Raw genomic sequence first — 13,548 nt, 5'->3', positions numbered from 1 at the left:
CGGCTGAGTGGTCGTTCAGTACGGACCGTTAGGGTGCTGGCAACTGCACACCCCACGGCTAGGGAGAAACAGATGGCGGGTCGACTGGCGGTCATCGGAGCCGGTCTGATGGGTTCCGGTATCGCGCAGGTGGCAGCCCAGGCGGGCTGGCAGGTCACCATGCGCGACCTGGACGACGCGGCGACGGGACGGGGGCTGGACGGCATCCGCAGGTCGCTGGAGAAGTTCGCGGCCAAGGGTGCGATCGGGGCCGGGGACGTCGACGCGGCGATGGGTCGCATCACGGTCACCACCGACCTGGAGGCCGCGGCGGACGCCGACATCGTGGTCGAGGCGGTCTTCGAGCGACTGGAGATCAAGCAGGATGTGTTCCGGGCGCTGGACAAGATCTGCAAGGCCGATGCGGTGCTGGCGACGAACACCTCCGCCATCCCGGTCACCCAGATCGCGGCCGTGACCCAGCGGCCCGAGTCGGTGGTGGGAACGCACTTCTTCTCGCCGGTGCCGATGATGAAGCTCTGCGAGCTGGTCCGCGGTTACAAGACGTCCGACGCGGCCCTCGCGACGGCCCGCGCCTTCGCCGAGGGGATCGGCAAGACCTGCGTCGTGGTCAACCGGGACATCGCCGGCTTCGTCACCACCCGGCTCATCGCGGCCCTGGTCGTCGAGGCGGTCAAGCTCGTCGAGTCCGGTGTCGTCTCGCCGGAGGACCTCGACATCGCCTGCAAGCTCGGCTTCGGTCACGCCATGGGGCCGCTGGCGACCACCGACCTCACCGGGGTGGACGTGCTGCTGCACGCCGCGAAGAACATCTACACGGACACCGCCGACGAGAAGTTCTTCCCGCCGGAGCTGCTGCAGCGCATGGTCACGGCAGGCGACCTGGGCCGCAAGACCGGCCAGGGCTTCTACTCCTACTGACCACGACAAGATCACGACGATCTTGGAGTTATGGCTCCAGAAGTCGGACAAATCCGCGCCATAACTCCAAGATCGTTGCGATCATGCGGCCAGCGCCCGGGCGATGAAGTCGAACGCGGCCGGGGTCACCGTGCTCCAGTAGCCGAAGTCGTGCCCGCCCTCGTCGTACGCCGACACCACCGGCCGCTCCGGCAGCGCGTCGGCGAGCGCCCGTACGTCGTCGTAGAAGTCGTCCGATCGGCCGCACCACAACCCGACCGGGGTGCCGCGCAGCCGGGCCGCACCGGCGAACACGTTGTCGCCGGGCCGGACCGCTGGCGAGAACGCCGCCACCGCCCGGACGAACCCGGGGAACGCCTCGGCCAGCAGCAGTGCGCCGAAGCCCCCCATCGACCAGCCCCACACGGCGATGCGGCGTGTGTCGAAGCCCCGCTCGGCGCACCAGGCCGGGATCTCCTCACGGACCATCCGCTGCGGGTCGTCGTCGCCGGACGGGCGCCACGACAGCCGGTCGCCGGTCGCCCCGGCCAGCACGAAGGGTGGGCGGCCCCGCCGTACCGCGTCGGTGAGGAACCGGCCGAATCCGAAGCCGGGAAAGTCGTCGGCGGTGGCGGATGCGCCGTGCAGCACGAGGCAGACCGGCAGACCGCGGCCGTCTCCGTACCCGTCGGGGACCGCGGTGTAGAAGGTGACCCGCCGCCCGCGCGCGGCGGAGTCGCGCTGCTCCAGCCGCTCGTCGCCGCGGGGCGCGTCGGGGATCACGGGGGCGGGTCCGGCGCCGAGCCGGGGACGGACCACGCGGTAGCCGACCAGGCCGAGCCCCGTCACGCCGGCGCCGGCCGCGGCGCCGGCCAGCAGTGCGCGACGGGAAACACTCACGCGCCTCACTATGGCAGACGCGTCCGCTTGGCAAGATCCGCGTGATCAGGCGGCACCGCGTCGCCACGCCGGCGACACGCATGAATTGCTCCCTGATCACGCGGATCTCGCGGGGGTCAGCCGTCGCGCTTGGTGGTCCAGCGGAAGGTGGTCAGGCAGAGCACCAGGCCGATGACGCACCACGCGCCCAGCACCAGCGCGACCCGGCCCAGCTCGAACGAGCCCGCCGGCTCCTGGGCGGCGAAGGACTCCGGCAGGAAGACCGCGCGCAGCCCTTGGCACATCCACTTCAGCGGGAAGATCGCCGCGACCTGCTGCATCCACGTCGGCAGGCCGTTGAAGACGAAGAAGACGCCGGACATGAACTGCAGCACCAGCGCCACCGGGGTGACCACGGCCGGGGCGCCGCGTCCGCTGCGGGCCAACGACGAGAACGCGATGCCGCAGAGGGTGCAGGCGGTGATGCCGAGCACCGACACCCAGCCGAAGGTCAGCCACTTGCCGGCCGTCTCCGGCAGTTTCAGGCCGTAGAAGAGTGTGCCGACGGCGAGCAGGAGCAGCGTCTCGGCGACGCCGATGACGGCCACCATCACGACCTTGCCGGCGAAGTACACCCACTTCGGCATCGGCGTGCCGCGCAGCCGCTTGAGCACGCCGCGGTCGCGCTCGATCGGGATCTGGATGGCGAGGCTCTGGAAGCCGACGGTCATCAGCCCGGTCGCGATCATGCCGGTGACGAAGTACTGGGTGAACTTCACGCCACCCTCGAGCTCCCACGTGAAGATCGAGGCGAAGATGATGATCATGATTACCGGGAAGGCGAGGGTGAAGACCACCGACTCCCGGCTGCGCAGGAACTGCTTGATCTCCAGGCCGCCCTGGCGCAGGCCGAGGGAGACGGGTGTCGTACTCATCGCTGCCCAATCATCGTCAGGTAGATGTCCTCGAGGGTCGGCCGGCTCACGGTGAGGCCGGGCACCTCGCCGCCGAAGCGTGCGGCCAGATCCGCGACGAACGACGTCGGTGTCGCGGTCTCGGCCTTCTCCACCGCCCCTTCCGGGGTACGCCACGCGACGGTCGCCAGCGCGGTCTCCCGGTTACCGAGTCGACCGGGGGTGTCCAGCGCGACCAGGCGGCCCCCCGCGATCACCCCGACCCGGTCGGCGAGCGCCTCGGCCTCCTCCAGATAGTGCGTGGTCAGCACGATCGTGGTGCCGGCGGCGGCGAGACCCCGGATCAACTCCCAGAACTCCCGCCGCGCCTCGGGGTCGAAGCCGGTCGTCGGTTCGTCCAGGAAGAGCAGTTCGGGGCGGCCCACGATGCCCAGCGCCACGTCGAGCCGACGCTTCTGGCCGCCGGAGAGGGCGTGCGTGCGGGAGTCGGCCTTGCCGGCCAGCCCCACCCGATCGATGACGCCCTCCGGGTCATCGGGCTCCGGGTAGAAGGCGGCGAAGTGGTGCACCACCTCACGTACGGTCAGCTCGTCGAATTCACCCGTTCCCTGCAGCACGATGCCGACGCGGCTGCGCCAGGCGGGGTCGGCGCGTGCCGGATCCACCCCGAGCACGCTCACCTCGCCCGCGTCCCGTTGGCGGTAGCCCTCCAGGATCTCCACCGTGGTGGTCTTGCCGGCGCCGTTCGGCCCGAGTAGCGCGAACACTTCGCCCCGGCGCACCGCCAGGTCGAGGCCGTCCACGGCGGCGTGATCGCCGTAGGACTTGCGCAACCCCCCTACGGAGATCGCGAGATCGTTAGTCATGGCGTCCACTATCGCGCGCCGCGGCCACCGGGCCGTGCACCGCTGTGTGGTTTTTCACCGACCCATGTGACTGAACGGTAACTTAGACTCCGGACATGGACGAGAAGGCGATGCAGAGCCGTCTGCCCGAGCGCGACCGGCCATGGGTGATGCGGACGTACGCCGGCCACTCGTCGGCCGCCGCGACCAACGCCCTCTTCCGCCGCAACCTGGCCAAGGGGCAGACCGGCCTGTCGGTCGCCTTCGATCTCCCCACCCAGACCGGGTACGACCCGGACGACGAACTCGCCGCCGGCGAGGTGGGGCGGGTCGGTGTGCCGGTGGCGCACCTCGGCGACGCGCGGGCGCTCTTCGACGGCATCCCGCTCGCCGAGATGAACACCTCGATGACCATCAACGCCCCGGCGATGTGGCTGCTGGCCCTCTACGCCGCGGTCGGCATGGAGCAGGGTGGCGCGCCGGAGATGTTCGCCGGCACCACGCAGAACGACATCGTCAAGGAATACCTGTCCCGCGGGACGTACATCTTCCCGCCGGCCGCGTCGCTGCGGCTCACCGCCGACGTCATCGCGCACACCGTCGTGCACATGCCGAAGTGGAACCCGGTCAACATCTGCTCCTACCATCTGCAGGAGGCGGGGGCGACGCCCGTGCAGGAGGTCGGGTTCGCGCTCGCCACCGCCGTCGCCGTCCTCGACGCCGTACGCGATTCCGGGCAGGTCCCCGAGGAGCGGCTCGGCGACGTGGTGCAGCGGATCTCCTTCTTCGTCAACGCCGGCGTGCGGTTCGTCGAGGAGATGGCGAAGATGCGCGCGTTCGCCGCGCTCTGGGACGAGATCACCCGAGACCGGTACGGCGTCACCGACGCCAAGCAGCGCCGCTTCCGCTACGGCGTACAGGTCAACTCGCTGGGCCTGACCGAGGCGCAGCCGGAGAACAACATCCAGCGCATCGTGCTGGAGATGCTCGGCGTCACGTTGTCGCGCAACGCACGCGCCCGGGCGGTGCAGCTGCCGGCCTGGAACGAGGCGCTCGGACTGCCGCGCCCGTGGGACCAGCAGTGGTCGCTGCGCATGCAGCAGGTGTTGGCGTTCGAGTCGGACCTGCTCGAATACCCGGACCTCTTCGACGGCTCGCACGTCGTCGAGGCGCTCGTCGCGTCCATCAAGGACGGTGCGCGGATCGAGCTGGAGAAGATCCTTGAGCTCGGTGGTGTCGTCGCCGCCGTCGAGACCGGTTACCTCAAGAGCGCCCTGGTCGCCTCGCTCGCCGAGCGACGCCGCCGGATGGAGGACGGCAGCGACGTCGTCGTCGGAGTCAACCGCTTCGTGGAGACCGAGCCGTCGCCGCTGACCGCCGCCGGAGCGGAGGCCGTGGAGCAGGTCGACCCGGCCGTCGAGGCCGCTGGTGTGGCGTCCGTACGGCAATGGCGCGCCGCCCGCGACGCGTCGGCGGTGGATGCCGCGTTGGCGCGGCTGAGCGCGGACGCCGCCGATCCGACCGTCAACCTCATGCCGGCCACATTGGAGTGTGTCCGCGCGGGCGTCACGACGGGCGAGTGGGCGGGGGCGCTGCGCGGGGTCTTCGGCGAGTACCGGGCGCCGACCGGACTCAGCGGCAACCCGGGCGGCGGCGGCGACCCGTCGCTGGTCGCGGTCCGGAACCGGGTGCGGCAGACCGCACAGGAGCTCGGCAGTGGTCGGCTGCGGCTGCTCGTCGGCAAGCCCGGGCTGGACGGGCACTCCAACGGCGCCGAGCAGATCGCCGTACGGGCCCGCGACGCCGGGTTCGAGGTCATCTACCAGGGCATCCGGCTCACCGCGGCGCAGATCGTGGCCGCGGCGGTGGAGGAGGACGTGGACCTGGTGGGGCTCTCCGTGCTCTCCGGGTCGCACCTGGCGGCGGTGCCCGCCGTCCTCGACGGGTTGCGCGCGGCCGGTCGCCCCGATCTGCCGGTCGTGGTCGGCGGCATCATCCCCGTCAGCGACGCGGAGCAGTTGCGCGCGGCGGGCGTGGCCCGGGTCTTCACGCCGAAGGACTTCGCGCTGACCGGCATCATGGACGAACTGGTCACCGTGGTCCGCGCGGCCAACGGCCTCGCGGTCTGATCAACGGGGGGCGCTGGAGCCAGCACCTCGGAGAGGGGAGCGGGCACCAGGCCGCGCTCGCGTAGCCCGGCGAGGATGTGCGGCAGCGCGTCATCCGTCATCGCGGCGTTCGCCTCGGTCACGTGCATGATGACCACCGAGCCCGGCTTGACCTGCGAGAGCACCGCCTGCACGATCGGCTGCCAGGCGGTCGCGAACGGATCTCCGCTCACCACGTCGCCGTCGATCACGGTCAGCCCCAGCGGTGCGAGCGCGCCCAGCGCCGCGCCGTCGTGGCAGAGGCCGGGGAAGCGGAAGTAGCGGGTCTGCCGGCCGCCGTACGGCTCGACGACGCTGAACGTCTTCGCCACGTCCCCGGTCATCCGGGTGCTCGGCACCCGCGGCAGGTTGTAGCAGCCGGCCGTGAACGCCTCGTGGCCGTAGGTGTGGTTGCCCAACTCGAAGCGGGGGTTGGCGGCGAGCCGCTGGGTGAGATCCGGGTAGCGCTCGACCCATTTGCCGGTGAGGAAGAACGTCGCCGGGATCCGCTCCCGCTCGAGCAGGTCGAGGATGCGCACGTTCGCGTAGGACTTCACCTGCCCGCTGCGCAGGTTGTACAACATCGCGTCCGTCATGTCGGCGTCGAACGTCAGGGCGACGCGGTTTCCCGTACGCGGTCCGTGGTCGACCACGGGCGGCCGGGTGCCGGGCCGGGTCGCGCCGGGCACCGTCCGGACCGGCGGCGGGGTGGCCCCGGAGTCCGGTGGAAGCGCGGTCGCCGCCGGGCCCGTCGGCGAGGGCGGGAGAACGGTCGGCGGCCGGGCCATCGACGGCGAGCGCGTGGTGGCAGTCGATGTGATGACGGCGGTCGCGTGGTCGGTGGCGCGCCGCCAGGCGATCCCCGTGCCGGCTACGGCGGTGCCCGCGACCGCTACGGCGAGGATGGCGGCGAGTGGCAACAGAATCCGACGAAGACGCACGGGGCGATGATGGCAGCCACGATCCCACTCAAGCCTGGGCCGAACGGCGCTTTCTCCGCCCTCCGGTGAGACGCGAAATCCCTCCCGAATCTCAGGTCCGAAACCGCGCGGCGCGTGCCGCCTGCCGCTCCCGCTTTCGCTCCCGTCGACGGCGCAGGACCCACGGCACGAAGAGCACGAAACCGACCAGGAACACCAGCACCAGCACCGGCAGCAGGATCGCGGCGACCGAGACGATCACACTGGTCGCGTCCTCGGCCGTGCTCGCGACCGGGGCGCCGAAGCCCGCCGTCGTCGCGTTGATCACCGGTCGCGCCGCCGCCTTCACGCCGTGCACTCCGAGCGCGATGAGCACCCCGGCCGCGATCGGCACCCATTGGTTGGAGGAGAAGAACTGGCCGGGATCGGAGACCGTCACCGTCTCCGAACTCGACCCCGCGCCGAACGCGAGACCGCCCGCCGTCGGCCGCACGAACGTCTGCACCACATCGTTGACGTGATCGACCACCGGCACCTTGTCCGCGACGAACTCCACGGCCAGCAGCAGCGCGAGGATCGCCATCACCCACCCGTTGCCGAGCCACTGCCAGCCGGCGGGCAACTGCATCAGGTCGGTGTAGCGGGCGAGCAGGCCCATGGTGAGCAGGGGAATGTAGGCGTTCAGTCCCGCCGAGGCGGCGAGGCCGGATCCAGTCAGCGCTTCGAGCACATCAATCAGCATCTCACCGGCGCGCCAGCCGCGACCACCGAGCTGATCGGCGCCTCAGTTACCCTCGTCGGGTGCGGTTGGTTATTGCGAGATGCTCGGTGGACTACGTGGGACGGCTCTCGGCGCACCTGCCGCTGGCCACCCGGCTGCTGATGGTCAAGGCGGACGGATCGGTCTCCATCCACGCCGACGACCGGGCCTACAAGCCGCTCAACTGGATGAGCCCCCCGTGTCGGATGGAAGAGGCGCCCGGGGTGTGGCGGGTGGTCAACAAGGCCGGCGAGGAGCTGCGGATCACCCTGGAGGAGATCTTCCAGGACACCTCGTACGAGCTGGGGGTGGATCCGGGTCTGCGCAAGGACGGCGTGGAGGCGCACCTCCAGGAGCTGCTCGCGGCCAACCCGACGGCGCTCGGTGACGGGTTCACGCTGGTTCGTCGCGAGTACATGACCGCGATCGGACCGGTCGACCTGCTGTGTCGGGACGCGGCCGCGGGGACCGTCGCCGTCGAGGTGAAGCGACGCGGCGAGATTGACGGTGTCGAGCAGCTGACCCGCTACCTCGAGCTGCTCAACCGTGATCCGCTGCTCGCGCCGGTCGCCGGCGTCTTCGCCGCTCAGGAGATCAAGCCGCAGGCGCGGGTGCTCGCGACGGACCGCGGCATCCGCTGCGTCGTCGTGGACTACGACAAGCTGCGCGGCATCGAACGCGACGAGCTCACGCTCTTTTAGAGCCGGCCGGTCCGGCTCCCCGCCAGGCGGAGCCGGACCGGCCGTGTCCTGGTCAGCCTCGGCCGTAGATCATCTTGATGGTTTTGGCGATCCGCCCCACCTGTGCCGGCGTGCGCTCGAAGGTCATCGCCGGCATCAGCGACGGCCCGCGGCGCTTGGTGATCGCCTTCGCCCGGCCGAACTCGCGCAACCCGTCATCGCCGTGGATCCGTCCGAAGCCGGAATCGCCGACCCCGCCGAAGGGGAGCGTCGACATGCCGACGAAGGTGATGACGGAGTTGACCGCGGCCATGCCGGAGCGCAGCCGCCGCGCGATCGACATCGCGTTCCGCCGGCCGAAGACCGAACCGCCCAGCCCGTACGGCACCGCGTTGACGAGCGCGACCGCCTCATCGCTGTCGCGCACCCTGCTGATGGTGAGCGTCGGCCCGAAGGTCTCCTCCCGGACGGCGGCGGAGTCCTCGGGGACGTCGACCAGGATCGTGGGGTGCACGTACGGCGGCTGGACCGCTTCCGGCCCACCCAGCACCGCCCGTCCGCCCCGCGCGATCGCGTCGTCGATGTGCCGGCGGATGATCTCGATCTGGCTCGGCATCGTGATCGGACCGATCTCGGCGTCCTCGCCGTCGCCGACGGTGAGCCGACCGGCCTTCTCCACGACCTTCGCGACGAACGCGTCGTAGACCGGCTCGACGGCGTAGACCCGTTCGATGCCGATGCAGGTCTGGCCGGCGTTCATCAGCCCACCCCACACGCACGCCTCCGCGGCCGCGTCGAGGTTGGCGTCCGCGTCGACGATCATGGCGTCCTTGCCGCCGGCTTCGATCAGCACCGGCGTCAGGGTCTCGGCGCAGGCGGCCATCACCTTCTTGCCGGTGGCGGTGGACCCGGTGAAGGCCACCTTGGCCACGCCGGAGCGGCACAGGGCGGCGCCGACGTCACCGAGCCCGTGCACGACCTGGAGGACGGGGTGCTCGGGCACCACCTCGGCGAAGGTGTCGGCCAGCCACTGTCCGACGGCCGGGGTGTACTCGCTGGGCTTGAAGACCACGGCGTTGCCGGCCGCGAGCGCGTACGCCAGCGAGCCGATCGGCGTCACCACCGGATAGTTCCAGGGCCCGATCACGCCGATCACGCCGTAGGGCTGGTATTCCAGGTGGGCGGAGAATTCGGCGAGGACGAGCCTCGAGCGCACGCGGCGCAGGCCGAGGACCCGTCGCGCGTTGCGGGCGGCCCAGTCGATGTGCTCGATGGCCGCGGTGGTCTCGACGATGCCGTCGGCGACCGGCTTGCCGCCCTCGCGGTTGACCAGCTCCGCGATCTCGGTCATCCGGTTGGCGATCAGCGACCGCCAGCGCAGCAGCCGTTCCTTGCGGCCGGCGTGCCCCAGGCCCGCCCACCACCGCGCGGCCTCGCCGGCGCGGGCGACGCTGCGCCGCACGTCCTCCTCGTCCGCGACGGGGAACCGGCCGGCCTCGGCGCCGGTGGCCGGGTTGGTCGAGACCAGCTCACCGTCTTCGATCACCGGCACGCCGGGTGCATGAACAGCGGTCATCGGGTTGCTCCTCCACGACGGTGGGGTTTCCGGGAGTGTAAACCCGCAAGCTACTCGCCGGTAAGGTCTAGGTAGCGCTCGCCGTGCGTCCGGGTCACCGTCCGGTCACGGACGTGTTCTCCCCGGGCGCCCCGGTCGATGACCGGCGGCTCCGGGTCCGATTCATTCGGTCGGCTCTGTTACCTCCCGATGGAACTCCCCGCCCGTCTGGGTCAAGATGAGGCGGCCCCCGCCCCTCCTGTACGAAACCCGCCCCTGCTGTGCGAAAGGCGATGCGAAGCCCGATGTCCGATCAACCCCCGCTGCAACCATTGCTGACGGTGCTCAGCGGACCGTTGCAGGGCGCCCACTTCCGGCTGACGGACGCGCGCTGGGTCATCGGCCGCGAGTCCGGAGTGGACATCCTGATCGACGACTTCAAGGTGAGTCGGCGGCACGCGGTGCTTGAAGTCGTCGACGGCCGGGCGACGTTGACCGATGGCGGTTCGACCAACGGCACCTGGCTCAACGGGGGGCGCGTGCACGGGACGGAGGAACTCCGCGACGGTGACCGCATCCGGCTCGGCAGCGTCGAGCTGCGCTTCTACGACCCGGCCAGCGCGCTGACCGACCCGGTCGGCGCCCCGTTCCGCGCGCCCGGGCCACGGCAACTCGGCGCGGCTGTCCCGCGTGCGGTCTCCGGGGCCCTCGGCGGGCCGACCGAGGCGATCCCGACCCGGCGCGGCCCGCGGCGGCTGCTGATCGTGGTCGGTGGCCTGGTGCTCGCCGCGTGGGTGACCTGGGCCTACTTCATCCTGCGCTGACCCCGCCCTGACCCCGGCCTGCGCTGACGTCGGCGCACGCCCACATCGGAGCGTCGGGCCGTGTGGTGCGCCGACACCTGGTGGCTACCGCCGGCGGCTGGCATCATCACCCGATGGACATCCAGCAGGTACGCGTCGTCGCGCGCGGGATCACCCAGAACGTCCACGTCGCGGGTCCCCTCGACGGCATTCCCGTCCTGCTCATCCATGGCAACTGCTCCTCGGGCGCCTTCTGGTATCCGCTGATCCGCCACCTGCCACCGACGCTGCGCGTGGTCGCGCCGGACCTGCGCGGCTACGGCGCGACCGAGGTCGCCCCGGTCGATGCCACCCGCGGGCTGCGCGACTTCGCCGACGATGTCGCCGCGCTCCTCGACGACCCTGCTCTCTTCGGCGCGGCCGGAGTGCGCCCCCTGGTCGCCGGTCACTCGATGGGCGGGGGAGTGGCGATGCACCTGTTGACCGAACGCCCCGAGCGGGTCGCCGCTTTGTTGCTGGAGGCGCCGGTCTCGCCGTACGGCTTCGGCGGCACCCGCGATGTCGACGGGACGCCCACCAGTCCCGATCACGCGGGCACCGGTGGCGGCACCGCCAACGCCGAGTTCGTCAAGCGGATGGCCGCCGGTGACCGCGACGCCGACGGACCGGCCAGTCCCCGCAACGTGCTGCGCACGGTGTACGTCGCGGATCCGGCGAGCCTCGGCGGGGACGAGGAGCTGCTGCTGGACAGCCTGCTCTCCACCGCGGTGGGGGACGGAAACTATCCGGGCACCGCTACCGCCGCGCAGAGTTGGCCCGGCGTCGGGCCCGGTGAGCAGGGGGTGCTCAACACGATGGCGCCGGGATACTTCCGGGTCGCCGACGAACTGGTCGCCGTCCCGGCCAAGCCCCCGATCACATGGGTGCGGGGGGACGCCGACGCGATCGTTTCGGACACGTCCCTGTTCGACCTGGCGTACCTCGGCTCTCTCGGCGTCGTTCCCGGCTGGCCGGGCGCGGACGAGTGCCCGCCGCAGCCCATGCTGGGGCAGACCCGCGCGGTGCTGGAGCGGTACGCGGCGGCCGGGGGCAGCTACCGCGAGATCGTGTACGCGGGCTGCGGCCACTCCCCGCACGTGGAGCGTCCGGCGGAGTTCGCGAGCGCCCTGTTGGAGTCTCTGCCGGTGCGGTGAAATTCCCCACGCCATCTCGACATCGCCACGCTACGTGGCAGACTCGCGCGCATAACCTTAGCGGTCGTTAACGCGGCCGCCGGTCGGACGGCGCTTCGCCCCCGGCCGGTGACGAGCGGAGGGGTGTCGTGGCGCGCGAGTTCAACACCATTGGTGTGGTCGGGTTGGGCACCATGGGTGCCGGCATCGTGGAGGTGTTCGCCCGCAACGGCATCGCGGTGGTGGCGGTCGAGATCAGCGAGGGCGCGCTGGAGCGCGGGCGGATCACCCTGACCGGCTCGACCGACCGGGCGGTCGCCAAGGGCAAGCTGAGCGCCGAGGACCGCGACGACCTGCTGTCCCGGGTCACCTTCGCCGTCGGGCTCGACGCGCTGCACGACGTCGACCTGGTCATCGAGGCGGTGCCCGAGCACCTCGACCTCAAGCAGCGGATCTTCGCCGAGCTGGACCGGATCTGTAAGCCGGAGACGATCCTCGCCACCAACACCTCCTCGCTGAGCGTCACCGAGATCTCGGTCGCCACCCACCGGCCCAACCAGGTCATCGGCATCCACTTCTTCAACCCGGCGCCGGTGATGAAACTGGTCGAGGTGATCCGCACCGTGGTCACCGCCCCCGACGTGGTCGCCGACGTCGAGGCGCTCTGCACGCGGCTCGGCAAGGTCGACGTGACCATCAACGACCGCGCCGGATTCATCGCCAACGCCCTGCTCTTCGGCTACCTCAACCACGCCGTCTCGATGTACGAGTCGCACTACGCGACCCGCGAGGACATCGACGCGGCGATGAAGCTCGGCTGCGGCCTGCCGATGGGCCCGCTGGCGCTGATGGACCTGATCGGGCTGGACACCGCCTACGAGATCCTGGACACGATGTACCGCCGGGGCGGGCGGGACCGACGGCACGCCCCGGTGCCGCTGTTGAAGCAGATGGTCACCGCCGGCCTGCTCGGCCGGAAGTCCGGGCGCGGCTTCTACACGTACGAGAAGCCGGGCTCGCCCGTGGTCGTACCCGACGAGCAGACGCCGCTCGCCGCGGACGCAGCGCTCGCCGACGGCGCACGCGCCATCGCGAAGGTCGGTGTGGTCGGCTCCGGCACGATGGCCACCGGCATCATCGAGGTCTTCGCCAAGGCCGGCTACGAGGTCGTCTCGGTGACCCGCGGCGCGGAGAAGTCCGCCAAGGTCTTCGAGGCGGTCAAGACCTCGCTCAACAAGGGCGTCGTGCGCGGCAAGCTGAGCGAGGCCGACCGGGACGCCGCGCTCGGCCGGATCACCTGGTCGCCGACGCTCGACCACCTCGCCGACGTCGACCTCGTCGTGGAGGCGGTGGTCGAGGAGCTGAGCGTGAAGAAGGCGCTCTTCGCCAGCCTCGACGAGATCTGCAAGCCCGGCGTCGTGCTGGCCACCACCACGTCGAGCCTGCCGGTCGTCGAGGTCGCGATGGCGACGCAGCGTCCCGCCGACGTGGTCGGTCTGCACTTCTTCAACCCGGCGCCGATCATGCCGCTGGTCGAGGTGGTCCGGACGATCCGGACGTCGCCCGAGACCGCCGCGACGGCGCGCGCCGTCTGCGCCGCGCTCGGCAAGACCGGCGTGGTCTGCGCCGACCGCTCCGGGTTCATCGTGAACGCGCTGCTCTTCCCGTACCTGAACGACGCGGTGAAGATGCTCGAGGCGAGCTACTCCACCTCCGACGACATCGACTATGCGATGAAGCTCGGCTGCGGTTACCCGATGGGCCCGTTCGAACTGCTCGACGTGGTGGGGCTGGACGTGTCGCTCGCCATCCAGCGCGAGCTCTACCTGGAGCTGCGCGAGCCGGGCTTCGCGCCGGCGCCGTTGCTGGAGCACCTGGTCACCGCCGGCTACCTCGGCCGCAAGACCCGGCGCGGCTTCCGGGATTACACGAACCGCTGAGTCAACAGCAGGACCGGGCGGTGGCGTCTGAAG

11 protein-coding genes and 1 pseudogene are annotated in these 13,548 nt (G+C 70.9%); 6 read left to right on the top strand and 6 right to left on the bottom strand.

Features of this window, described 5'->3' with window-relative positions; translation table 11 throughout:
* The first annotated feature begins 72 nt into the window (after nucleotides 1-72).
* Nucleotides 73-921, top strand: coding sequence for a 3-hydroxyacyl-CoA dehydrogenase family protein (locus tag AB0J06_RS06905; protein ID WP_357425482.1), 849 nt, complete (start codon nucleotides 73-75; stop codon nucleotides 919-921).
* Between the two features lie 81 nt (nucleotides 922-1,002).
* Here the strand turns inward: AB0J06_RS06905 and AB0J06_RS06900 are convergent, their stop codons facing one another.
* From AB0J06_RS06900 to AB0J06_RS06890, 3 genes are all read right to left on the bottom strand, one after another.
* Complete coding sequence (locus AB0J06_RS06900; protein WP_357425480.1) at nucleotides 1,003-1,800, bottom strand: alpha/beta hydrolase-fold protein; 798 nt, start codon at nucleotides 1,798-1,800, stop codon at nucleotides 1,003-1,005.
* A gap of 116 nt (nucleotides 1,801-1,916) precedes the next feature.
* Nucleotides 1,917-2,714 carry an ABC transporter permease gene (locus tag AB0J06_RS06895; protein WP_357425478.1) on the bottom strand — a complete coding sequence of 266 codons (798 nt, stop codon included), beginning with the start codon at nucleotides 2,712-2,714 and terminating at the stop codon, nucleotides 1,917-1,919.
* Complete coding sequence (locus tag AB0J06_RS06890) at nucleotides 2,711-3,559, bottom strand: ABC transporter ATP-binding protein (protein ID WP_357425476.1); 849 nt, start codon at nucleotides 3,557-3,559, stop codon at nucleotides 2,711-2,713. Before AB0J06_RS06890 ends, AB0J06_RS06895 begins: the two co-directional genes overlap by 4 nt.
* A 95-nt stretch (nucleotides 3,560-3,654) precedes the next feature.
* Here AB0J06_RS06890 and AB0J06_RS06885 point away from each other — a divergent pair, with 95 nt between their 5' ends.
* Entirely contained in the window at nucleotides 3,655-5,667 is a 2,013-nt protein-coding gene (locus tag AB0J06_RS06885; RefSeq protein WP_357425474.1) for a protein meaA, read from the top strand.
* Between the two features lie 239 nt (nucleotides 5,668-5,906).
* Here the strand turns inward: AB0J06_RS06885 and AB0J06_RS06880 are convergent.
* A pseudogene (locus AB0J06_RS06880) lies at nucleotides 5,907-6,473 on the bottom strand (polysaccharide deacetylase family protein); the annotation flags it as partial.
* Nucleotides 6,474-6,717: 244 nt separating this feature from the next.
* Entirely contained in the window at nucleotides 6,718-7,335 is a 618-nt protein-coding gene (locus AB0J06_RS06875) for a DUF4126 domain-containing protein (RefSeq protein ID WP_357425471.1), read from the bottom strand.
* A 71-nt stretch (nucleotides 7,336-7,406) separates the two neighbouring features.
* On the opposite strand from AB0J06_RS06875, the gene nucS reads away from it, so the two are divergent.
* The gene (gene nucS / locus AB0J06_RS06870; protein WP_357425469.1) at nucleotides 7,407-8,066 is read left to right on the top strand and encodes an endonuclease NucS; all 660 of its coding nucleotides are present in this window, start codon (nucleotides 7,407-7,409) and stop codon (nucleotides 8,064-8,066) included.
* A gap of 52 nt (nucleotides 8,067-8,118) precedes the next feature.
* On the opposite strand, the gene AB0J06_RS06865 is transcribed toward nucS, so the two are convergent.
* Nucleotides 8,119-9,621: an aldehyde dehydrogenase family protein gene (locus tag AB0J06_RS06865; protein ID WP_357425467.1), complete on the bottom strand. Its 1,503-nt coding sequence runs from the start codon at nucleotides 9,619-9,621 to the stop codon at nucleotides 8,119-8,121.
* A 284-nt stretch (nucleotides 9,622-9,905) separates the two neighbouring features.
* Here AB0J06_RS06865 and AB0J06_RS06860 point away from each other — a divergent pair, with 284 nt between their 5' ends.
* The 3 genes from AB0J06_RS06860 (at nucleotide 9,906) to AB0J06_RS06850 (ending at nucleotide 13,515) form a co-directional block, all read left to right on the top strand.
* Nucleotides 9,906-10,424 carry an FHA domain-containing protein gene (locus AB0J06_RS06860; protein WP_357425465.1) on the top strand — a complete coding sequence of 173 codons (519 nt, stop codon included), beginning with the start codon at nucleotides 9,906-9,908 and terminating at the stop codon, nucleotides 10,422-10,424.
* A 113-nt stretch (nucleotides 10,425-10,537) separates the two neighbouring features.
* Nucleotides 10,538-11,596, top strand: coding sequence for an alpha/beta hydrolase (locus AB0J06_RS06855; protein WP_357425463.1), 1,059 nt, complete (start codon nucleotides 10,538-10,540; stop codon nucleotides 11,594-11,596).
* A 128-nt stretch (nucleotides 11,597-11,724) separates the two neighbouring features.
* Nucleotides 11,725-13,515 (top strand): 3-hydroxybutyryl-CoA dehydrogenase, encoded by a 1,791-nt coding sequence (locus AB0J06_RS06850; protein ID WP_357425461.1) that lies wholly within the window; start codon nucleotides 11,725-11,727, stop codon nucleotides 13,513-13,515.
* Nucleotides 13,516-13,548 lie beyond the last annotated feature (33 nt).

The sequence above is a fragment of the Micromonospora sp. NPDC049679 genome (assembly GCF_040659735.1).
Taxonomy (GTDB): domain Bacteria; phylum Actinomycetota; class Actinomycetes; order Mycobacteriales; family Micromonosporaceae; genus Micromonospora_I.
The sequence above is the reverse complement of the archived record's forward strand: the minus strand, read 5'-3'. Positions and strand labels throughout refer to the sequence as shown.

Excerpts from the sequence above, each read along its gene's own strand:
- AB0J06_RS06905 (WP_357425482.1), top strand. The coding sequence starts at position 73 with ATGGCGGGTCGACTGGCGGTCATCGGAGCCGGTCTGATGGGTTCCGGT.
- AB0J06_RS06865 (WP_357425467.1), bottom strand. The coding sequence starts at position 9,621 with ATGACCGCTGTTCATGCACCCGGCGTGCCGGTGATCGAAGACGGTGAG.
- AB0J06_RS06855 (WP_357425463.1), top strand. The coding sequence starts at position 10,538 with ATGGACATCCAGCAGGTACGCGTCGTCGCGCGCGGGATCACCCAGAAC.
- AB0J06_RS06890 (WP_357425476.1), bottom strand. The coding sequence starts at position 3,559 with ATGACTAACGATCTCGCGATCTCCGTAGGGGGGTTGCGCAAGTCCTAC.
- AB0J06_RS06895 (WP_357425478.1), bottom strand. The coding sequence starts at position 2,714 with ATGAGTACGACACCCGTCTCCCTCGGCCTGCGCCAGGGCGGCCTGGAG.
- AB0J06_RS06885 (WP_357425474.1), top strand. The coding sequence starts at position 3,655 with ATGGACGAGAAGGCGATGCAGAGCCGTCTGCCCGAGCGCGACCGGCCA.
- AB0J06_RS06860 (WP_357425465.1), top strand. The coding sequence starts at position 9,906 with ATGTCCGATCAACCCCCGCTGCAACCATTGCTGACGGTGCTCAGCGGA.